Source organism: Bacillus sp. FSL K6-0993, assembly GCF_037977205.1.
Taxonomy (GTDB): Bacteria; Bacillota; Bacilli; order Bacillales; family Bacillaceae; genus Bacillus; species Bacillus subtilis.
On sequence record NZ_CP150275.1, the window covers coordinates 885,725 to 905,604 of the forward strand.

General features: G+C 45.4%; 23 protein-coding genes. 14 read left to right on the forward strand and 9 right to left on the reverse strand.

Features of this window, described 5'->3' with window-relative positions; genetic code table 11:
• Position 1: 1 nt before the first annotated feature.
• Entirely contained in the window at positions 2 to 619 is a 618-nt protein-coding gene (locus MHH79_RS04515) for a TetR family transcriptional regulator (RefSeq protein WP_340035013.1), read from the reverse strand.
• Complete coding sequence (locus tag MHH79_RS04520) at positions 585 to 1,838, reverse strand: MFS transporter (protein ID WP_015383138.1); 1,254 nt, start codon at positions 1,836 to 1,838, stop codon at positions 585 to 587. The genes MHH79_RS04515 and MHH79_RS04520 overlap by 35 nt, the downstream gene beginning before the upstream one ends.
• A 122-nt stretch (positions 1,839 to 1,960) precedes the next feature.
• Here MHH79_RS04520 and bstA point away from each other — a divergent pair, with 122 nt between their 5' ends.
• Entirely contained in the window at positions 1,961 to 2,497 is a 537-nt protein-coding gene (bstA, locus tag MHH79_RS04525) for a bacillithiol transferase BstA (RefSeq protein ID WP_340035014.1), read from the forward strand.
• Here bstA and MHH79_RS04530 read toward each other — a convergent pair.
• Both MHH79_RS04530 and MHH79_RS04535 read right to left on the reverse strand, forming a co-directional pair.
• Positions 2,494 to 4,050 carry an MFS transporter gene (locus MHH79_RS04530; RefSeq protein ID WP_340035015.1) on the reverse strand — a complete coding sequence of 519 codons (1,557 nt, stop codon included), beginning with the start codon at positions 4,048 to 4,050 and terminating at the stop codon, positions 2,494 to 2,496. The genes bstA and MHH79_RS04530 overlap by 4 nt on opposite strands.
• A gap of 111 nt (positions 4,051 to 4,161) precedes the next feature.
• Positions 4,162 to 4,644: a MarR family transcriptional regulator gene (locus tag MHH79_RS04535; RefSeq protein ID WP_014663255.1), complete on the reverse strand. Its 483-nt coding sequence runs from the start codon at positions 4,642 to 4,644 to the stop codon at positions 4,162 to 4,164.
• Positions 4,645 to 4,815: 171 nt separating this feature from the next.
• On the opposite strand from MHH79_RS04535, the gene mprF reads away from it, so the two are divergent.
• Positions 4,816 to 7,386 carry a bifunctional lysylphosphatidylglycerol flippase/synthetase MprF gene (gene mprF / locus MHH79_RS04540; protein WP_251247842.1) on the forward strand — a complete coding sequence of 857 codons (2,571 nt, stop codon included), beginning with the start codon at positions 4,816 to 4,818 and terminating at the stop codon, positions 7,384 to 7,386.
• Between the two features lie 18 nt (positions 7,387 to 7,404).
• Here the strand turns inward: mprF and MHH79_RS04545 are convergent, their stop codons facing one another.
• Complete coding sequence (locus MHH79_RS04545; RefSeq protein ID WP_042975711.1) at positions 7,405 to 8,382, reverse strand: iron-siderophore ABC transporter substrate-binding protein; 978 nt, start codon at positions 8,380 to 8,382, stop codon at positions 7,405 to 7,407.
• A 130-nt stretch (positions 8,383 to 8,512) separates the two neighbouring features.
• On the opposite strand from MHH79_RS04545, the gene MHH79_RS04550 reads away from it, so the two are divergent.
• From MHH79_RS04550 to MHH79_RS04565, 4 genes are all read left to right on the forward strand, one after another.
• Complete coding sequence (locus tag MHH79_RS04550) at positions 8,513 to 9,514, forward strand: iron ABC transporter permease (RefSeq protein WP_003233570.1); 1,002 nt, start codon at positions 8,513 to 8,515, stop codon at positions 9,512 to 9,514.
• Positions 9,511 to 10,542, forward strand: coding sequence for an iron ABC transporter permease (locus MHH79_RS04555; protein WP_322840049.1), 1,032 nt, complete (start codon positions 9,511 to 9,513; stop codon positions 10,540 to 10,542). The genes MHH79_RS04550 and MHH79_RS04555 overlap by 4 nt, the downstream gene beginning before the upstream one ends.
• A 114-nt stretch (positions 10,543 to 10,656) precedes the next feature.
• The gene (locus tag MHH79_RS04560; RefSeq protein ID WP_063335720.1) at positions 10,657 to 11,538 is read left to right on the forward strand and encodes a PhzF family phenazine biosynthesis protein; all 882 of its coding nucleotides are present in this window, start codon (positions 10,657 to 10,659) and stop codon (positions 11,536 to 11,538) included.
• Positions 11,539 to 11,625: 87 nt separating this feature from the next.
• Positions 11,626 to 12,210 (forward strand): nitroreductase, encoded by a 585-nt coding sequence (locus MHH79_RS04565; RefSeq protein ID WP_340035016.1) that lies wholly within the window; start codon positions 11,626 to 11,628, stop codon positions 12,208 to 12,210.
• Between the two features lie 38 nt (positions 12,211 to 12,248).
• On the opposite strand, the gene MHH79_RS04570 is transcribed toward MHH79_RS04565, so the two are convergent.
• The 3 genes from MHH79_RS04570 to MHH79_RS04580 form a co-directional block, all read right to left on the reverse strand.
• Positions 12,249 to 12,440, reverse strand: coding sequence for a YfhD family protein (locus tag MHH79_RS04570; RefSeq protein ID WP_014479215.1), 192 nt, complete (start codon positions 12,438 to 12,440; stop codon positions 12,249 to 12,251).
• Positions 12,441 to 12,506: 66 nt separating this feature from the next.
• On the reverse strand, positions 12,507 to 12,617 hold the full coding sequence (locus MHH79_RS04575) for a YfhE family protein (RefSeq protein WP_003223230.1): 111 nt from the start codon (positions 12,615 to 12,617) through the stop codon (positions 12,507 to 12,509).
• A 54-nt stretch (positions 12,618 to 12,671) separates the two neighbouring features.
• Positions 12,672 to 13,583: a TIGR01777 family oxidoreductase gene (locus tag MHH79_RS04580; RefSeq protein WP_047182312.1), complete on the reverse strand. Its 912-nt coding sequence runs from the start codon at positions 13,581 to 13,583 to the stop codon at positions 12,672 to 12,674.
• A gap of 88 nt (positions 13,584 to 13,671) precedes the next feature.
• On the opposite strand from MHH79_RS04580, the gene recX reads away from it, so the two are divergent.
• From recX to MHH79_RS04595, 3 genes are all read left to right on the forward strand, one after another.
• Positions 13,672 to 14,466: a recombination regulator RecX gene (gene recX / locus MHH79_RS04585; RefSeq protein WP_003243354.1), complete on the forward strand. Its 795-nt coding sequence runs from the start codon at positions 13,672 to 13,674 to the stop codon at positions 14,464 to 14,466.
• Position 14,467: 1 nt separating this feature from the next.
• Positions 14,468 to 14,782 (forward strand): YfhH family protein, encoded by a 315-nt coding sequence (locus MHH79_RS04590; protein WP_047182314.1) that lies wholly within the window; start codon positions 14,468 to 14,470, stop codon positions 14,780 to 14,782.
• A gap of 143 nt (positions 14,783 to 14,925) precedes the next feature.
• A complete protein-coding gene (locus MHH79_RS04595; protein ID WP_003243500.1) occupies positions 14,926 to 16,119 on the forward strand; it encodes an MFS transporter in 1,194 nt (397 codons plus the stop codon).
• A gap of 31 nt (positions 16,120 to 16,150) precedes the next feature.
• Here the strand turns inward: MHH79_RS04595 and MHH79_RS04600 are convergent, their stop codons facing one another.
• Positions 16,151 to 16,303 (reverse strand): small, acid-soluble spore protein K, encoded by a 153-nt coding sequence (locus MHH79_RS04600; protein ID WP_003223241.1) that lies wholly within the window; start codon positions 16,301 to 16,303, stop codon positions 16,151 to 16,153.
• Between the two features lie 124 nt (positions 16,304 to 16,427).
• Between MHH79_RS04600 and MHH79_RS04605 the strand changes: the two genes are divergently transcribed.
• The 5 genes from MHH79_RS04605 to MHH79_RS04625 all read left to right on the forward strand — a co-directional run bounded on the left by MHH79_RS04605 (position 16,428) and on the right by MHH79_RS04625 (position 19,845).
• Entirely contained in the window at positions 16,428 to 16,697 is a 270-nt protein-coding gene (locus tag MHH79_RS04605; protein WP_251218338.1) for a YfhJ family protein, read from the forward strand.
• A gap of 144 nt (positions 16,698 to 16,841) precedes the next feature.
• Positions 16,842 to 17,360, forward strand: a complete 519-nt coding sequence (locus MHH79_RS04610; protein WP_100506812.1) for an SH3 domain-containing protein — start codon at positions 16,842 to 16,844, stop codon at positions 17,358 to 17,360.
• Positions 17,361 to 17,444: 84 nt separating this feature from the next.
• On the forward strand, positions 17,445 to 17,777 hold the full coding sequence (gene spdL, locus MHH79_RS04615; protein ID WP_003242803.1) for an SdpC immunity protein SpdL: 333 nt from the start codon (positions 17,445 to 17,447) through the stop codon (positions 17,775 to 17,777).
• Positions 17,764 to 18,624 carry an epoxide hydrolase EphM gene (gene ephM, locus MHH79_RS04620; protein ID WP_340035017.1) on the forward strand — a complete coding sequence of 287 codons (861 nt, stop codon included), beginning with the start codon at positions 17,764 to 17,766 and terminating at the stop codon, positions 18,622 to 18,624. Before spdL ends, ephM begins: the two co-directional genes overlap by 14 nt.
• A gap of 231 nt (positions 18,625 to 18,855) precedes the next feature.
• Positions 18,856 to 19,845, forward strand: coding sequence for a glycosyltransferase family 2 protein (locus MHH79_RS04625; RefSeq protein ID WP_003244113.1), 990 nt, complete (start codon positions 18,856 to 18,858; stop codon positions 19,843 to 19,845).
• Positions 19,846 to 19,880: the final 35 nt, after the last annotated feature.

Consider the following 19,880-nt stretch of genomic DNA (forward strand, 5'->3'; position numbering starts at 1 on the left):
TTTATTTCTCATCTACTTGCAGTACCGTTTTTAAATACAGTTTTGCAGCTTCAGCAAGTCCAGATACATCAGCCTTTTCTTCATCGAAATATAGCGCGTTCTGGATGATGCCGTCATTCATATTGAGGAAAAATTTCGCGATCGTCGCCAGAGGCTGCAGAGGCTGAAATTCCCCCTGATCGATTCCTTTTTGCAATAGCCTTGAAAACCTTGCCACAAAAAGATCATACCGATTTTCCAAATACTTCCGCCGTTCTTCATTGCGCCAAGCCGTCACTAAATATTCAAACTGCACCGGCGCCAGTGTATCCGCTGCATCACGCAGGCCTTCAGCCAGTTCATCCAAATAGCTGGAGATGGCGGCCCAAACACTTCGGTGTTCAGCTGAGTCATCAAGCTTTCGGAGCCCTTCATCTAGCCCTGCTTCAATGATTCGCCGAAACATCTCCTCGGTGCTTGAAAAATAAAGATAGACACCGCCTCGGCTGAAACCTGACTCTTCCACAACGTCCTTCATTGTCGTTAATTCGAATCCTTTTCGTTTAAAAACCGTTTTGGCAGCCTCTAAAATCTCTGCCTGCCGTTTATCCTTGTGCTCCTTTGTTACTTTCGGTGACAAGATATCGCCTGCTTTCTGCAACTTTCTTACCTACAAGTGTAATCAACCCGACCATGATCAGCAAGCAGCCACAGACAAGAAAAGCAAGTGATACACCGATCCATTCCGCCAGCACGCCCCCGCCCGCCATGCCGAGGATGGAGGCGAGGGTTGTCGCGCTCTGAATGGCGCCAAACACCCTGCCGCTGTAATCGACAGGCACTGTTGTTTGCACGAGAATTTGAAATGGAATATGGACGAGACCGAAAGCCGCTCCCATGATGAAAAAAGCGAAAATAAAAAGAGCAATGCCGGCTATTCCCATTCCGCTCAGAAATGGCATACCTCCAGTTGCTAGTCCAAGCAGAAAGGTCCCAGATGAGAAATAAAGAAAATAAGAGGTGATTCGCCGTCTGCCGGCAATTGCCGCCGTAAGGAGCATGCCGGCTCCGCTTACGGCCATGCACCAGCCTGCAAGCTCAGGCGGAGCGCCTGAAAAAGAACGGATAAGAATGATAGCCTGGGAATCACCAATCTGCAAAACAAAGAGAACGACGCAAGCTGTGAGTAAGCCTGTTAAAAGAAGCGGCATCCGTTTCAAATACTGAAGGCCTTCTTTGATAGAAGCAAGTGCTGATGTTTTTTCTTGAGGTGTATTTGCTTTTTGTAAAAAAGCATCTTTGGGGAGGAAAAACAAAATGACAGCGGAAAGAAGAAAGGCGCCGGCGTTGATATAGAAAACAGAATGTATAGAGACAGCAGCGATCAGCATGCCGCCAAGGGCAGGGCCGAAGATTTTTGCGCTGTTATCAATGATGCTGCTGACGGAAACGGCCTGCTGAATGTGTGCTTCCGGAGCCAATTCCTTAAGCTTTCCGTTTTTAGCAGGTGAAAAAAGTGAAGAAAAACAGCTCTGAAGGCATAGCAATACATAAAGCTGCCAAAGCTCACTGACATAAACGCAGCTGATAACAGTGAGGGCACGGCCGATTTCAGACAGAAACATGATCGTTTTTCTGTCAAAACGGTCGGCAAGCAGACCCGATACAGGTCCGAGTACAATGACAGGCAAAGCAAACGACATCATTAAAAGCGACATATCTAATGGTGAAGCATGAAGCTGAAAAGCGGCTAATGTTAGCACGGCCAAAATGTGAAGCCAGTCTCCAAGTGAAGAAATGGTTTGTGAGGCTAACAGTGTCATCAGTCCTTTTTGATTGCGAAACAACGGTTTTTCCATGATTCATCCTCCTGATCATTAAAATGACACTTGTGTCGTTTTTATTGTATGGGAAAAAGACACAATATACAATCTTTTTCTTGTAAAATAAAGGAGAAGATTGAACAGAAGGGAGAACATACATGACAACAGCCAATCTAAGCTATCCAATAGGAGAATACCAGCCGAGGGAATCGGTATCGAAGGAGCAAAAAGATGAATGGATTCAAGTACTTGAAGAAGTGCCGGCAAAATTGAAGCAAGCTGTAGAAGGCATGACGGACAGCCAGCTTGACACACCGTACCGGGACGGTGGATGGACCGTTCGGCAAGTTATTCATCATCTGGCTGACAGTCATATGAACAGCTATATTCGTTTTAAATTGAGCTTGACGGAAGAGACACCGGCTATCCGTCCGTATGATGAAAAAGCATGGTCGGAGCTAAAAGACTCGAAAACGGCAGATCCGAGCGGCTCACTCGCGCTTTTGCAGGAGCTTCACGGAAGATGGACGGCTCTGCTCCGCACTCTGACGGATCAGCAATTTAAGCGCGGGTTTTATCACCCTGATACAAAGGAAATCATTACCATGGAGAACGCGCTCGGCCTGTATGTCTGGCACTCACATCATCATATCGCTCATATTACGGAGCTTTCCAGACGGATGGGGTGGTCTTAACGCTTTTGCCGGCGGAACACCGGAATACTGATAGCCGCAATCACCAGAAGTGAGATCACAGCAGCCGCTGCATATAAATGATCATAGCCGCTGGCGACACTCGCATGAATGGCGTCGCTTATCGCGGTTTTGACTTCAGGAACGGGAATGTGTTCGATTTGTTCTTGTAAAGAAGAAACATCAGAACTGTCGATCTCCGGAATCATCTGCATCGCCTTTTCCGAATGTCCGCTGTCCGATAAGCGGCTGCTGATCTCATCACCTATTTGGTCAAACCCGGCTGTGATAAAACCTGCATAAAGAGTAGGCGCCAAGGTCAGTCCAATTTGCCTTACTAATGAAAGCGTGCCAAGAGCTGTACCCTTATTTGTTTTTGCCGCTTCTGATACAAGGACGTTCAGCGGAGCGCCTAACAGAAAGCCAAAACCGATCCCAGCTGCCACACTTGCGATCACAAACTCCCATTTTTCCGTTACCCAGAGCGGAAATAAAGCAAACCCCGCACATGAGATGATTCCCGAAAGAATAACGGTTTTTACAGGACCTTTTTTGTCGGTAAGCGCTCCGCCAAGCCAAGCGCCGATTCCGGAAGCCAACGCAAGCGGTGTCATCCAATAGCCTGCTTTTGCGGCAGGGACACCCAAATACTGCTCGACATATGACGGGATAAAAATGACTGCCGCCAAGAGCCCCCCGGATAACAAACCGATGATAAGCGTGCGCTGAAACATATGGTTTCGCAGCAGAGAATACGCCAAAATGGGATCGCCTCCTCGCATTTCAACTCTCTTTTCATACGAGATAAGCGCTGCAAAACAAAGCATGCCAAAAATAATACATCCATAAACCTCCGGATTCCCCAAGCTGTGTAAGAGATTTGCCCCGTCAAGGTTCGTCATGCCGTACATCACGGCTAAAATCGACAGGGATAGAAGGAAGATTCCGGCGGCATCGAGGCGCTTAGCCTCAGGTGCTTTTGTTTCCGCAATAAAACATGCGCCGAAAACAACCAATAGCACGGCAATCGGCAAATTAATCAAAAACAGCCAATGCCAAGACCCGGTCCAATCAAGCAGAAAGCTTCCGATATTTGGCCCGAGCACAGCGGCCATCCCGTTCATTGCGCCAAGCAGCCCAAGCGCCTTCCCCTGTTTTTCCTTTGGGAGGGTCGCGAGAATGTGAGAGCTTCCGATGATGAAAATCCCGCCGCCTCCAAGCGCCTGAATCAGCCGCGATATCAGAAAGAGCGGGAAGCTTTGGCTCAAAGCAACAAGCAAAGAACCAAGTCCGAACAGGCAAACCTCAATGAGAAAGAGTTTTTTTCTGCCGTAGCGGTCGGAAAGCTTTCCGACGATTGGCACACTGACGCTAAGACCGAGCGTATAAAGGGTAATGCCCCATGATCCCCAGGAAGGTGAAACGGCAAACGACTCGTTTATCGTTGTTAAAGCAGCTGAAATAATTCCGTTATCCAGCGCAGCCATAAACACACCAATCGTAAACAGGCTGATCGCCCACTTTTGGCTTTTCTGCTCTGTTAATGCTTCAGACATATTCATCAACCCCTTTTTGGTTCACTCGAAATATATTATTCATTTTAAATGAACTAAATGTCAAATAAAAAAAGCCTGCTCCCGCAGTTTGCGGATGACAGACTTACAGATTTATTCTTTTTTCGCTTTCTCTAATGCTCTTGAAAGGATAGACAGCCCTTCGGAAACAGCCTGCTTTTCTTCAGGGGACAGCAGCTCTAATGAACGCTTCAATTTCAGGTGGCCTTTTTCATACAAACCCCGGAAAATATTTTTCGCATTCTCTGTCAACTGAACAACTACAGAGCGGCGGTCCTCTTCAGAATGTGAGCGTTTGACAAATCCTGATTTTTCAAGCCGGTCAAGCAGCCCAGTTGTATTGGACAGGGAAGCCCCCATTTTTTCAGCAATGTCGCTCACTTTCAATGTTCCATGGTTGTTTAATAGCATCAGCACCTTCATTTGCGGCATGCTCATATCCAGCTTCATCCACTCGGACACATCACCGAGCCCGGCGGAAGTTAAGACTTTCATATAGAGCACCCATATTTCCCGTTCTTCCGATGAAAGAATGTTTTCGTTTAATACTGTTGTATCGTGTAAATTATATTCCATTTCATCACTTCCTCATCATTCACTCCTCTTACCATATTACTCGATTTTCATACCTGAAAGAAAGTGAGCAGAAACCGCATGCGGGACTTTGTCCGAAAAATAACGGTAGTGTATAATGAGTTGGAGATTATTGGGGGAGAGGATCGAACTAGAATATGATTGGAGAGACCATTGCTGATTAAAAAGAATGCTATATCAATATTAAAAATCGTTTTTCCTATTGCTGTTTTGCTATTTGTTATTTATCAATCGAAAAAAGAACTGACAAATCTGTCATTCAAACGTACGCTCATGGTCATCAACGGACTGGAACGAACGGACTTATTCATGCTTGTGTTGATCGGCTTGCTGGCTGTTGCGGCCATGTCGCTGTATGATTACGTCCTGAAATACTCACTGCGCCTATCGATCACAAATGGAAAAGTATTCAGGGTTTCCTGGATCGCCAACTCATTTAATAATGTGCTGGGCTTCGGCGGTTTAGCCGGAGTCGGGTTAAGAATGATGTTCTATAAGGAGCATACGAAAGACCATAAGGCACTCGTAAAAGGAATCGCCTGGCTCACATCATCTATGCTGCTCGGATTATCTGTTTTCAGCATTTTCGTCGCTGCGAGAGTGCTGCCAGTGGATGAAGTGATTCATGAAAAGCCTTGGCTATGGGCGGTCGTTATCGGTTTTGCGCTGATATTGCCGCTATCTTTGGCGGTGTCCAAAATAAAAGACCGCAAAGCTGGGGACGAAGAGAATGCGGATAAAGTGAAAAATCCGATTTTCGCATATATTGGAGCTTCAGTTGTTGAATGGCTCATGGCCGGGACCGTCATCTATTTTGCTTTGTTCGCTATGGGCATTCATGCAGATATCAGGTATGTGTTCGGGGTGTTCGTCATTGCGGCGATCGGAGGAATGATCAGCCTCGTGCCGGGCGGCTTCGGCTCGTTTGACCTTTTATTTTTGCTGGGGATGGAGCAGCTTGGCTATCATCAGGAGGCCATCGTTACTTCTATTGTGTTGTACAGGCTCGCCTATTCATTTATCCCATTTATCTTAGGACTGTTCTTTGCCGCAGGCGACCTGACGGAAAATACAATGAAGCGGCTCGAAACGAACCCGCGCATCGCACCGGCAATTGAGACGACAAACGTTCTGCTTGTTGTTCAGCGTGCGGTATTAGTGAGAATTTTGCAAGGCTCGCTTTCCCTTATTGTGTTCGTAGCAGGTCTGATTGTCCTGGCCTCAGTTTCCTTGCCGATTGACAGGCTGACGGTTATACCGCACATTCCGCGCCCGGCGCTTTTGCTGTTCAACGGCCTGTCCTTAAGCTCAGCGCTCATTCTGCTGATTTTGCCGATCGAGCTTTATAAACGGACAAAACGTTCCTATACGATGGCCATTACAGCGCTTGTCGGCGGCTTTGTGTTCAGCTTTTTAAAAGGGCTTAACATCAGCGCGATATTCGTACTGCCGATGATTATCGTATTGCTTGTGCTATTGAAAAAACAATTTGTCCGCGAACAGGCATCCTATACACTGGGACAATTGATATTCGCTGTGGCGCTGTTTACTGTGGCGCTCTTTAACTACAATCTGATCGCGGGCTTTATTTGGGACCGGATGAAGAAGGTGCTGCGTCACGAATATTTCGTCCACAGCACCTCGCATATTACACATGCAACCATCATGGCGATCATTATTGTGCCGCTGTTCTTCTTGATATTTACAGTGGTCTATCATAAGAGAACGAAACCGATCGGAGAGAAAGCTGACCCTGAGCGTCTTACTGCGTTTCTCAATGAAAAAGGCGGCAACGCGCTGAGCCATCTTGGTTTTCTTGGAGATAAGCGGTTTTATTTTTCTAGTGATGGGAATGCACTGCTTCTGTTTGGGAAAATCGCCAGAAGGCTGGTCGTGCTCGGCGATCCGTCTGGCCAAAGAGAATCATTCCCGCTCGTGCTGGAAGAATTTCTGAACGAAGCGCATCAGAAGGGATTCAGTGTTTTGTTCTATCAAATTGAACGAGAGGACATGGCGCTGTATCACGATTTTGGCTACAACTTCTTTAAACTTGGCGAGGAAGCATATGTAGATTTAAATACATTTACCTTGACTGGGAAGAAAAAAGCCGGCCTTCGGGCAATCAATAACCGCTTTGAGCGGGAGGAGTATACTTTCCATGTGGATCATCCCCCATTTTCTGATGCGTTTTTGGAGGAGCTGAAGCAAATCTCAGACGAATGGCTCGGCTCGAAAAAGGAGAAGGGATTCTCGCTCGGATTTTTTGATCCTTCTTATTTACAGAAAGCGCCGATCGCCTATATGAAAAATGCAGAGGGAGAGATCGTTGCATTCGCAAATGTCATGCCGATGTACCAGGAGGGAGAGATATCGGTTGACCTAATGCGCTATCGCGGCGACGTTCCAAATGGCATTATGGACGCATTGTTTATCCGTATGTTTTTATGGGCAAAGGAAGAGGGCTGCACGTCATTTAATATGGGGATGGCACCCTTGGCTAATGTCGGCACTGCCTTTACATCCTTCTGGTCCGAAAGGTTTGCCGCTGTCATTTTTAATAATGTCAGATACATGTACAGCTTCAGCGGCCTAAGAGCCTTTAAAGAAAAATACAAACCGGAGTGGCGAGGGAAATACTTAGCGTATCGGAAAAACAGATCTCTTTCTGTTACCATGTTCCTCGTTACACGTCTGATTGGCAAAAGCAAAAAAGACTCCGTCTAATAAGACGGAGTCTTTTTTTTATTTCGTTTTTAAGAAGTAGGTTTCAATATCATCAAGCAGATAGTTTGCGGCTTTAATTCCGCCTGCGGTTGTCCACACGACGTCATCGACTTCATGTGCATTACCTGATTTCACGGCCTTTAGGTTTTTCCATAGTGAACTGCTTGTCCACTGATTGGCCCATTTTTCATTTTCCTTTGCATTATCGGCTTTATAAGTGAAATAAAACAGCACATCAGCATCCATATCAGGAATAGATTCTTTACTGTCGGTTGAGAACGTAAATTGGTCCTTTTGTTTCTTGAACAGTTCTACTTGTTTTTCAGGGCGTTTGAAGCCAAGCTGGTCTAAAATAATCCCAGGGAATGAATCGGTATAATAGATTCTTGACTCACCGGATAAAAAGCGTACGACAGAAACGGTTTTGTTTGTCTGGTCGCCCAGCTTGTTTTTTAAATCAGAAACGCGTTTATCAAAATCGGCAATGACTTCCTTGCCTTTGTCCGCCTTATTCACCGCGTTGGCGTATAGAGTCAGGTTATCCTTCCAGTTCCCGGCCAAAGATTCAGCGAAAACAGTCGGCGCAATCGCATTTAACTGATCATAAATTTTTTCCTGGCGCACTTTGTTTCCAATAATCAAATCAGGCTTTAATTCTGCGATGGCTTCCACATTCGGTTCCGTTTCAAGACCGACGTTTTTAACACCTTTCATGTCATCTTTCAGATAGTCATACCACGGGTCGCCCTTCCATGACTTTACGGCTCCGACCGGCTTAATGCCAAGCGCTAAGAGCGCCTCTGTTCCTTCATTAGTTAAAACAACAATCCGTTTTGGATTGGCGGGAATGTTGTCTGATGTCCCCATTGCATGTTTGACCGTTCTTGTTTTGCTGCTTGACCCCTCGCTGTTACTTGAACTTTCTGAACTATTACAGGCAGAAAGTACTATAACGGCCATTAAAAATACGAATAGCATGCTGATATGCTTTTTCATCTTTTTCCTCCCAATATTGAAATTCATTATCATTTAGATCATAATAAGCAGTGTTAAGAGTGTCAATCCCTAATTGAGGATTATTCTCAAAAACAAACATTACATAGTAAATAACTAGGAGAATTAGATCATGATCTGCAAAAAGGCATCTTCAAAATGGATTGTGTTAGTATGTCTGATTTTCATTTTACTGGCGGCTGTCTGCGCAAGCGTCGTGTACGGCTATACAGGTACGTCATGGAGACAGGTCTATCAGGCGTTTACTTCCTTCAACGGAACAAATGAGCATGTCATCATCAAGGATGTCAGGCTTCCACGCGCTTTGGTTGCGACAGTCGTCGGCGCCTCGCTGGCAGCCGCGGGCGCTCTCATGCAGGCGCTCACAAAAAATCCGCTTGCGTCACCGGGGATTTTCGGAATTAACGCCGGTGCAGGTTTTTTTATTGTTGCCGGATCGTTTTTTCTGCATATTCAGTCACCTCAGGCATTAGTATGGAGCTCGTTTCTGGGGGCAGCATTTACCGCCGCGATCGTCTATGCAGCAGGCTCGCTTGGGAGGGAAGGGCTGACGCCAATCAAACTGACGCTGGCGGGAGCTGCCATGGCAGCCATGTTTTCTTCTCTGACACAGGGCTTGCTGTCTGTCAACGAACTCGAGCTTGCCCAGGTGCTTTTTTGGCTGACTGGCTCTGTGCAGGGCCGGAGTCTGGATCTGTTGATGACGATGTTTCCATATGCAGCGGCAGCGCTGGTAATCTGCTTCTTTCTCGGCCAAAAAATTAATCTCCTCGTTATGGGAGAAGATGTGGCAAAAGGACTCGGCCAAAAAACAGGCCTGCTGAAATTTGTGATGGCGCTTTGTGTTGTCATGCTTGCAGGGTCCGCTGTCGCCATTGCCGGGCCGATTTCTTTTATCGGCATCATTATTCCGCATTTTGCCCGCTTTGTCGTTGGTAATGATTATCGCTGGGTTCTGCCATTTTCCGCTGTTTTGGGTGCCATTTTGCTTGTTTGCGCGGATATCGGTGCGCGATATATCATTATGCCTCAGGAAGTTCCTGTCGGGGTCATGACCGCCATCATCGGAATGCCTGTGTTTGTGTACATCGCAAGAAGGGGGGCGAAGCTATGAAACTTCGTTTTGGCGTTACTGCGGCTGAAAAGAAAGCGTGGATCGTCTTTTTGGTTTTACTGGGGTTAACAGCTGCTGTACTCATCATAAGCGCTGGTCTCGGACAAAGGTTTATTCCTCCCTGGGATGTAGCAAAAACATTCTTTGGTGCAGGTTCCAAGCTGGATGAACTGATGATCATGTCGTTCCGCATGCCAAGAATTTTGACGGCTTTATGCGCCGGCGTCTGTCTGGCAGCGGCAGGCGCGATATTGCAGGGGCTCGTCAGAAACCCTCTCGCATCTCCGGATATTATCGGAATAACAGGAGGAGCGGCGGTAGCGGTCGTGCTTTTAATGATGTTCTTCTCAGACCGCAGCAGTTCACTTACGATCAGTCTGTCATGGCTTCCAGCAGCCGCATTTATCGGCGCATCGGCTGTCGGGCTCATCGTCTATTTACTGGCATACAAAAATGGCGCCTCCACATTTCGGCTGGTGCTTATCGGAATCGGATTTTCAATGTCGGCGCAGGCGATGACTACCCTGTTGATGATCAAAGGCCCCATTTACCGGGCATCACAAGCCAATGTGTATATCACTGGGTCAGTTTATGGGTCAAACTGGCAGCATGTAAAAATAGCTATTATCTTATCTGCCATTCTCTTATTCATTTGTTTTGTCGCGCTAAAAAATATGAATATACAGGTGCTGGGTGAAGATATTGCGGCGGGTGCGGGAAGCGCTGTGCAGCGAAATCGTTTCTTCTTGCTCCTTTTGAGTACGGCTCTTACGGGTTGTGCAGTTTCAGTTGCCGGCACAATCGGTTTTGTCGGGCTGATGGCGCCCCATATTGCAAGACGGCTTGTCGGCTCATCTTATGGCGCGCTACTCCCAGCGTCGGCACTTATTGGAGCTCTGCTCGTTTTAACAGCTGATATCGTCGGCAGAACCTTATTTGCTCCGGTGGAAGTGCCGGCCGGCGTCTTTACAGCGGCTATCGGCGCACCTTATTTTATTTATTTGCTCTATAAAACAAGAAATTCTTGATCGTTACACCCATTTTCTTAAAAAAGAAAATGGGTTTTTTTGATAATGACTGAAGATTCGTAATTATTTTTGCTATACTGACAGAGACATTGATAAAGAAAGGGCGGCAGATGAATGAAAGAAGCAGAGGTATTAAAATATGAAGCATTTACAAGCAGTCCCGGCAAAGGAAACCCCGCAGGTGTCGTATTGCAGGGAGACGATTATACGGAAGACGAGATGCAGATCATAGCTGAGCGTGCCGGGTATTCAGAAACCTCCTTTATCCGAAAAAGCGAGTCGGCCGATCTTGAACTCCGTTACTTTACACCTGGACACGAAATGAATTTGTGCGGTCATGCGACAGTTGCTTCTCTTTACGCATTATGTGAGAAAGGAATGCTGGAGAGCGGTAAAACGTACAGCATCCAAACGAAAGCGGGTATCCTGCCTGTGAAGATTTCTGAAAAAGATGGCCGTATTCATATCACGCTTGAACAGGCCTCTCCGCAATTCAAACCATTTACAGGCGATCGGAAAAAACTTGCGGACGCACTGGGTATCACCGATGAAGATTTTCATGAAGACCTTCCGATTGTGTTTGGCAGCACTGGCATATGGACAGCCATCGTTCCGCTTAAATCATTGGAGGCTTCCAAAAAAATGGTGCCAGATAACAAACAATTTCCGGAAGTGTTAGTTGATCTGCCAAAAGCTTCAGTCCATCCGTTTACCTTTGAAACCGTCCATCCCGACAGCGACCTGCACGGGCGCCACTTTTCATCCCCGTATTCGGGAACGATTGAAGACCCCGTGACCGGCACAGCATCCGGCGTGATGGGGGCTTATATGAAACATTATGGCAATGCCAAGCAGCATAAATTTATCATTGAACAAGGGCAGGAAATTGGAAAAGACGGAAAAGTGGAGATCGAAATGAACGAAGCCGGCGGCCATGTGAAAGTGAACATGACAGGAACAGCCGTTTACTCAGAAACCCGTATTCTTAAAATCTAATACGGATGATGGTTTACAAAAAGATGCACTTTCCGTTATCATTATGAAATGATAATCATTTTCAATTGCATAGGAAGGTGAGACGGTATGCCTCAAACCGAACAAATACATCAGCATTCAGCACTGCGGGACATCATACGCAGCAGAAGATCGATTCGAAAGTTTAAACAAGAGCCAGTACCTTCAGCAGTCATTCTTGACATGCTTGAAACGGCAAAATATGCGCCAAATCACAGAGTGACAGAGCCATGGAGATTTATTTACGTTTCCAGTGAGACAGGTAAAGCGAACCTCATCAATACATTTGCAGCGTTCTCTAAGAAATTCAAGCCGGATATGACAGAGGAAAAGCTTCAAAATTTCAAAAACACACTTGGGCGCGTACCGGGATTTCTCCTCGTCGTATTTCAGGAAGATGAAAACGAAAGAGCGCGGGACGACGATTTTGCGGCAACAAGCTCGTTAATTCAAAATCTTCAGCTTCTTGCTTGGGAAAAAGGAATCGGCATGGTTTGGAAAAGCGGAAAAATCCTATACGACAAAGAAGTCCATCAGGCCTTTGGTTTGCAGGATAATGAGCGTTTCGCCGCCATCATACAAACAGGTTATCCTGACGAGGCGCCGGATGTGAAAAAACGCACACCGATCCGCGACCGGTTCATTGAAATGTAAAAAACCCCTTGTCTCAAACGGAGACAAGGGGTTTTTCATTAACGAGATTTCTTTTTCGCTCTGTTGTCGGCTGCTTTCGCACGCTCTTGCGCTTCGCGATCATCTGCATCAGCAAGTTCGCTTGAATATTCTTCGTAAACGCCGTCAGTTTCCCTTTTTAATGCATCGGGAACTTGTGGAAGTTTTTGTTTGTTTTTATCACGGTTTTTGTGGATATGATTTCTGCCCATATCAAATTCCCCCTAAAAAGTGATATCAAACAAATATAGTATTTGGTTTTAAGGGGCTATGTATTCCTACTTCCGCTTAGCAGCTTTTTCCGCTTTTTTAAATTCGCCTGAATAAAGAACTTCCTGCATTTTTTTCAGGTTGGCGCCTTGCTGATGCTTCTCCCTCTTTTTTTCCATAAAAAGGACCTCCTTCAACCAAGTTATTCTTAAGGTTGACGCTTCCTGCTGTTTTTATACAGTCTTTCGATCCGCTATCAGCTGTGAGAGTGCAAATTCAAGATCTGAATATGTAAAACGAAATCCAGAGGTTATCGCTTTTTTAGGAAGAGCGCGCTGTCCTTTCACAATCAAAAGACTCATTTCACCCAATGCTTTTGATAAAAAGAATTCCGGTACGGGGAGCCAGTGCGGGCGGTGCTTCACCCGTGCAATCGTTTTTCCGAATTGCTTCATGTCCACAGGATTGGGCGCGGTGACATTCATTGGGCCTGAGATGCCGGCGTTTTCCGCCGCATATCGGATCATCTGGGCCGCATCCTCGACATGAATCCATGACAGCCACTGCCTTCCCGTTCCGATCGTTCCGCCGGCCAGAAACTTATAGGGGAGAACCATAAGCGGGAGAGCGCCTTTTTCTCCAAGCATCACGCCAAATCTCGCATAAACCGTCCGGATGCCCATCGCCTCAATATGCTGTCCTTCCTTTTCCCACAGGCGTGCAGTATGGCTGAGAAAATCCTCATCTGACGTTGCAGAATCCTCTGTGAAAGTTTTCTCAAGGCTTGTGCCGTAAATACCCACGGCACTGGCTTGGATCAATGTCTTCGGCTTCTCCTTCTGTTTCTGAATAAGCCGCTGCACTTCACGCGTCGCATTGATACGGCTGGAGAGAATGTGCTGCTTTGTTTTATTTGTCCAGCGGCCAAAAATCGATTTTCCCGCAAGGTTTATCCAGACATCAATATGAGGAAGTTCCTGCTCCGGGGAGGCTCCTTCCGTCAGCCATTGGACATATGTCATATTTTTTTGTTCAGTTTCCCTTGCGTTTCTTGATAAAATATAAACATGGTGTCCCTGGCGGGTAAGAACGCCTGTCAGATGCTGGCCGAGAAAACCGGTTCCGCCCGTCATTGCGATATTCATGAACATCTCTCCTCATCGTTCTAATAAATATACTTTACCTCATTGTAATAAAAGAAAACGTGTTTCAGGCCTGAGAAGGGAGATTAAGATGCCGTTTATTACAAAAATATCAACGCAAAAAAAGAATACGGAACGCTTCAATATTTTTCTGGATGATAAATACGCCTTCAGCGTGGACGCGGATGTGCTCGTGAAATTTGAGCTCAAGAAGGGAAAAGAACTCGATGATCTTGACATCATTGAGATTCAATACGGCGATGAAGTGAAGAAAGGCTTCAACCGTGCGCTTGACTTTTTATCCTATCGAATGCGGTCGACGAAAGAGGTCGAGGACCACTTAAAGAAAAAAGAAACCTCGCCCCCCGTCATTGCGGAAGTCATCCATAGGCTTAACGATTACAAGTACTTAAACGACCAGGAATTTGCCGCAGCCTATGTCAGCACTCACAAAAAAACAAACGGAAAAGGCCCTGATGTTTTGTTCAGAGAGCTAAGAGCGAAGGGAATTGATGACGATACAATTAAGGAGGCGCTAAGTTCCTTTTCTTTTGAAGATCAGACAAGAGAAGCGGTCAAGCATGTTGAAAAGCTTCTCAAAAAAGATAAAAAGCTTTCGACGAAAGAACTCAAACAGCGCGCCCAGCTGCAGCTTCAGCGCAAGGGCTTCTCATTTGATGTTATCAGCGCGGCGATGGATCAGATTGAATATGAAAATGATGAAGACACAGAGAAAGAAGCGCTGCGCCTTCACGCGGAAAAAGCGTTTAGAAAATACCGCTATGACGGCTCATATGAAAGCGCCATGAAGGTCAAACAATTTTTATTCCGTAAAGGATTCTCACTCGATTTAATCGAGCAATTACTGCAGGAAGAGGAGTACTGAAATGGAGAAACGATACAGTCAAATGACACCTCACGAACTCAATACCGAAATCGCATTACTTTCTGAAAAAGCAAGAAAAGCCGAACAGCATGGAATCATAAACGAACTGGCAGTGCTCGAACGGAAAATTACGATGGCAAAAGCATATTTACTGAACCCGGAAGATTACTCACCGGGAGAAACATATCGTGTGGGAGATACTGAGGACGAGTTTACCATCAGTTATTTAAATGGCGTTTTCGCATGGGGATACAGAACCTCTTCCCCTCAGCAAGAGGAAGCGCTGCCAATCTCAGTATTGAAAGAAAAAGAATAAAGCGTAACGGGGAGGCTGATTATCAGCCTCTTTTTGTTTGCAGCACATTTACACGAATTCTTAAAGAAAAAATCATTGAATTCACTTCAAAAATCTTTTAAGATGAAACTCGTTGTTTTTTAAAATCAAAGGAGGCGATGACGTTGAGTATCAAAAACCCATCTGTAAAATTTATTATATTTGTTCTTATGATTTGTACATTTTCAATCGGCTATACAGAATACGCGGTGATGGGTATTTTGACGTCGATTGCCAATGACTTTCATATACAGGTTTCATCCGCAGGGCTTCTTGTCACGGCTTATGCGGCAAGCGTTTGTTTGACAGGACCGCTCGTCACCATCATTTCCGTCAAGCTTCCGAGAAAGCCTGTGCTTCTTGGGCTGATGGCGATATTTATCCTTTCAAACCTGATGAGCGCACTGGCGCCGAATTTTGCTGTATTGGCCATTTCAAGAATTTTATCTGCGTCCATACACGGCGCTTTCTTCGCGATTGCCATGGTATTCGCAAGTGAAATGGTTCCGCCGGAAAAGCGTGCTGCAGCTGCTGCTTCAATGAACGGCGGACTGACAGTGGCTCTAATGCTTGGTGTTCCATTCGGCTCTTATCTTGGAGATGTCCTGAATTGGAGAGCGGTGTTTTCCATCATTACGGCACTTGGTGTCATCGGATTTTTAGGCCTTATGGCTGCAGTGCCGAACAGAAAACCAAAGGTGATCCCAATGCTTATGAATGAGTGGGGGGTTTTTAAACACAAACAAGTGCTGTTTTCCTTCGCGATTACCATTTTAGGCTATTCCGGTGTCTTTATCGCCTACACCTTTATCGAACCCATTTTGAGGCATTCAGCCGGATTCAGCACGGTTGGCATTACAGGTGCTCTCTTTGCGTATGGATTAGGAGGCGTTGCCGGGAATTTCTTTGCGGGAAAAGTACCGCTGCCTTTGCTGACTCGGACGATGATCGGCGTAATGATCGGTTTAATCGGTGTTCTGGCTGTATTTCCTTACATCGCCATTTACCCGGCTGCAGCCATTGTGGCAACGTTCCTATTCGGGGCATGCGCATTCGGCACGCCGCCTCTTCTGCAAACAAAGGTCATTTCCTCATCTGAGGGCGGCACAACCATTGCCGCAGCTGTCAGCGTATCAGCATTTAACCTTGCCAATGCCCTTGGTGCATGGATCGGGGGAATGATTTTAAACGGAACAGGCTCTTATTCCTGGCTGTTTGCAGGAGGTGCGCTTATGACTGCATGCGGACTTGTGCTTTCTACCTTCGCACACTTATCAGAAAAGAAGAGCGTCTACGAATATCAAGTCAATAAAGGGTAAAAACAGCTGCAGTGTATGCAGCTGTTCTTCTTTACCGTTTGCCTGAGGCTCTCATTCTTTCTTGAGGATGCTGATTGATAGATCCGTCAGCACGCTTTGAAGCATAGTCGTCCTTTGCTCTCGGTTCACCCTGAAATTTGTTTTCGTTTTCGTAAGGAAATCCTTTTTCTTTATTTCGGACCATGTCATATCCCCCTAGATTCGAGATCAAAAAGTTGCGTCTTTCCAGATGAAGACGTAAGGTTAGTATATGGAGAACACCGCGTAATAAAGCGTTATTTTTTTCCTGAAGAAAGGAGACTGCACACATGAATATGTACATTGAGAAACTGACTAATCTGCTTCTGGAAAAGAACGAGATGATCAGCTATATACAGGCAAAAACGTGGGTGGAATTGTTATGGAGCGATTTCGAAGCAACCTATGCAAAAGCCGGACACGCCTATCAAGGTGAAAAAATGACTGAAAAAATCGTCACACAATGGATTGAAAACTATGGCGGCCAGCTTCACCTTTTTCAAAGCTCCCGTAACGACGTGAATGATTACTTACATCAAAGCAGAGGCCTTTTGCATTAAAAACCTGCCGTTAACGACCGGCAGGTTTTTTCATTTTCTTAAAATTACCTTAACAGGAAGAAATCATAAACAAAACATGTTTCACCAGCCTGTCAATCAGGGAATACCACTTATATCTTGTCAAAATGCGAGGAGGAGCTTTATATGAAAAAGAAACAAGTAATGTTCGCTTTAACAGCTGCCGCAGGACTGGGTTTGACAGCACTTCATTCCGCTCCCGCAGCAAAAGCTGCGCCCCTTCATGACATATCTGTCAGCATGCCATCATCCGATTCTTACATCATAAAAACAGGAAAGCTGAATGTCCGGACTGAGCCAAATCATAAAGGTGACATTCTCGGCACTGTATCATCAGAACAAAAAGTAAAAGTCTATGGATTTGTAAATGCCGATTGGGCTCAAATTCATTTCAAAGGAAAAAAAGCGTATATTTCAACCCACTTTTTAATGAAAACCGCAAGCCAAGCGAAAACAATGAAACAGACAGCCTTCTATGCACCGACGCCCGAAAATGGAAAAGCTAAACAGCTCTCATCTGGAACAGAGGTGACAATACTTGGGTGGGGATTCAGTGAAAACGGCGGATTTGACTTCACTTGGGCGTTCGTGGATTATGGCGGAGTTAAAGGCTATATTCACACAAAGGATTTACAAATGCGATAAAAAGGCAGGCCGAGGCTTGTCTTTTTGCCTATGCATGAAACATTTCTTCTTTCTGCACGTAACAATGAGAAAGGAGATGATGATATGACGGGTTTAGTCGGCGGAGGGCTTATGATCATTGCGGGCATACTGATCAAACTGTTTCCTCCCAAATCGATCAACAGTGTGTACGGATACAGAACGAGACGCTCAATGTCAGATCAAAGATTATGGAATGAAGCGAACCGTTACAGTGCATCATTAATGATCCTGTCAGGCTTGGTGATTGCGGGAATGGGTTTGCTGCTGGGATCAAACTTGTTTATTCTTCAGCTTATCCTGCTGATTGCCGCCTGTGTCATAACATTTATGCTGACGGAGAAAAGGCTGAAAATCATGACGCACAGTCAAGGAGGAGATAGAAGTGGACGGAGTTAAATGCCAGTTTGTCAATACGAACGGAATCACGCTCCACGTTGCAGCCGCAGGACCGGAAGACGGCCCGTTAATTGTCCTGCTCCATGGATTTCCTGAGTTTTGGTACGGCTGGAAAAATCAAATCAAACCGCTTGTTGATGCGGGTTACCGGGTCATTGCTCCTGATCAGCGGGGCTACAATCTCAGTGACAAGCCGGAAGGAATTGATTCGTATCGGATTGATACATTAAGAGATGATATCATCGGGCTCATTACGCAATTCACTGATGAAAAAGCAATTGTCATCGGGCATGACTGGGGAGGGGCTGTTGCATGGCATTTGGCTTCCACACGCCCGGAGTATCTTGAAAAACTGATCGCGATCAATATCCCGCACCCGCACGTCATGAAAACCGTAACGCCGCTTTATCCGCCGCAATGGCTGAAAAGCTCGTATATCGCATACTTCCAGCTCCCCGATATACCGGAGGCATCACTAAGGGAAAATGATTATGAAACATTAGATAAAGCGATTGGATTATCCGACCGTCCCGCGCTTTTTACATCCGAGGATGTCAGCAGGTACAAAGAAGCGTGGAAACAGCCGGGCGCGCTGACAGCTATGCTGAACTGGTACAGAGCCATCAGAAAAGGAAGCTTGGCAGAGAAACCCTCTTACGAAACAGTACCTTACCGAATGATCTGGGGAATGGAAGACCGCTTTTTGAGCAGAAAGCTTGCGAAAGAGACGGAAAGGCATTGCCCGAATGGACATCTCATCTTTGTTGATGAAGCTTCCCATTGGATTAACCACGAAAAGCCAGCCATCGTCAATCAGCTGATTTTGGAATATCTTAAGAACCAATAAGCCAAAATTTCTCTCCATCCGTCTGTCATAATGGCAGACTTTTTCTGTGCGTTTTTTTCATAGTCTGTTTTAAACATGACAAAATAACATTAAAAATCATGAATGTCACCATAAAATTGTAACAAAAAACAGGTTTAAACGACTTTAAAAAAAGGAATAGCCTTACTGAAGATTTGTGTAAAACTCCCCTAAGGCAATACTTAAAAAGAATAATAAAAAGAAGGTGCCTTAATGAAGCAAGGATTAATCTCGATTATTATCCCGTCTTACAATGAAGGGTATAATGTCAAACTCATTCATGAATCTTTAAAAAAGGAATTTAAAAACATTCATTATGACTATGAAATATTCTTCATAAACGACGGAAGTGTTGATGACACGCTTCAGCAGATCAAAGACTTGGCAGCGACGTGCAGCCGGGTAAAATATATATCTTTTTCTCGAAACTTTGGAAAAGAAGCCGCAATTTTGGCGGGCTTTGAGCATGTTCAGGGCGAGGCGGTTATTGTCATGGATGCCGATCTGCAGCATCCGACATATTTGCTGAAGGAATTTATCAAAGGCTACGAAGAAGGGTATGACCAAGTCATTGCCCAAAGGAACAGAAAAGGGGACAGCTTTGTCCGCTCACTCTTATCATCTATGTATTACAAGTTCATTAATAAAGCGGTGGAGGTCGATTTGCGTGACGGTGTCGGTGACTTCAGATTGTTAAGCCGCCAAGCTGTGAATGCACTTTTGAAGCTAAGCGAAGGAAACCGCTTTTCAAAAGGCCTTTTTTGCTGGATTGGCTTTGATCAGAAAATTGTATTTTATGAAAATGTCGAACGAAAAAACGGCACCTCCAAATGGTCGTTCAGCAGTCTGTTTAACTACGGAATGGACGGCGTCGTTTCATTTAATCATAAGCCGCTGAGATTATGTTTTTATACAGGCATTTTCATCCTGCTGCTTTCCATCATTTATATCATTGCCACATTCGTTAAAATTCTGACTAACGGTATTTCTGTGCCTGGGTATTTTACCATTATCTCAGCAGTGTTATTTCTTGGCGGAGTACAGCTGTTAAGCCTCGGAATTATAGGCGAATATATCGGCCGAATCTATTATGAAACAAAAAAACGCCCGCATTATTTGATCAAAGAAGCGAATATCCCGAACAAAGACCTGCCTGAAACGAACGAATTAAAAAGCATGCGGCGTCTGACAAAAATGCACTGAAAATACCAAGCGCCATTGGCAGTGCTTTTTTTGCG

Coding starts and splice junctions, on each gene's coding strand:
- MHH79_RS04520 (WP_015383138.1), bottom strand. CDS start 1,838: ATGGAAAAACCGTTGTTTCGCAATCAAAAAGGACTGATGACACTGTTA.
- MHH79_RS04555 (WP_322840049.1), top strand. CDS start 9,511: ATGAAACTTCGTTTTGGCGTTACTGCGGCTGAAAAGAAAGCGTGGATC.
- MHH79_RS04610 (WP_100506812.1), top strand. CDS start 16,842: ATGAAAAAGAAACAAGTAATGTTCGCTTTAACAGCTGCCGCAGGACTG.
- MHH79_RS04565 (WP_340035016.1), top strand. CDS start 11,626: ATGCCTCAAACCGAACAAATACATCAGCATTCAGCACTGCGGGACATC.
- MHH79_RS04530 (WP_340035015.1), bottom strand. CDS start 4,050: ATGTCTGAAGCATTAACAGAGCAGAAAAGCCAAAAGTGGGCGATCAGC.
- MHH79_RS04545 (WP_042975711.1), bottom strand. CDS start 8,382: ATGAAAAAGCATATCAGCATGCTATTCGTATTTTTAATGGCCGTTATA.
- MHH79_RS04590 (WP_047182314.1), top strand. CDS start 14,468: ATGGAGAAACGATACAGTCAAATGACACCTCACGAACTCAATACCGAA.
- MHH79_RS04625 (WP_003244113.1), top strand. CDS start 18,856: ATGAAGCAAGGATTAATCTCGATTATTATCCCGTCTTACAATGAAGGG.
- MHH79_RS04560 (WP_063335720.1), top strand. CDS start 10,657: ATGAAAGAAGCAGAGGTATTAAAATATGAAGCATTTACAAGCAGTCCC.
- spdL (WP_003242803.1), top strand. CDS start 17,445: ATGACGGGTTTAGTCGGCGGAGGGCTTATGATCATTGCGGGCATACTG.
- bstA (WP_340035014.1), top strand. CDS start 1,961: ATGACAACAGCCAATCTAAGCTATCCAATAGGAGAATACCAGCCGAGG.
- MHH79_RS04600 (WP_003223241.1), bottom strand. CDS start 16,303: ATGGTCCGAAATAAAGAAAAAGGATTTCCTTACGAAAACGAAAACAAA.
- MHH79_RS04550 (WP_003233570.1), top strand. CDS start 8,513: ATGATCTGCAAAAAGGCATCTTCAAAATGGATTGTGTTAGTATGTCTG.
- MHH79_RS04575 (WP_003223230.1), bottom strand. CDS start 12,617: ATGGAAAAAAAGAGGGAGAAGCATCAGCAAGGCGCCAACCTGAAAAAA.
- MHH79_RS04580 (WP_047182312.1), bottom strand. CDS start 13,583: ATGAATATCGCAATGACGGGCGGAACCGGTTTTCTCGGCCAGCATCTG.
- MHH79_RS04570 (WP_014479215.1), bottom strand. CDS start 12,440: ATGGGCAGAAATCATATCCACAAAAACCGTGATAAAAACAAACAAAAA.
- MHH79_RS04535 (WP_014663255.1), bottom strand. CDS start 4,644: ATGGAATATAATTTACACGATACAACAGTATTAAACGAAAACATTCTT.
- recX (WP_003243354.1), top strand. CDS start 13,672: ATGCCGTTTATTACAAAAATATCAACGCAAAAAAAGAATACGGAACGC.
- MHH79_RS04605 (WP_251218338.1), top strand. CDS start 16,428: ATGAATATGTACATTGAGAAACTGACTAATCTGCTTCTGGAAAAGAAC.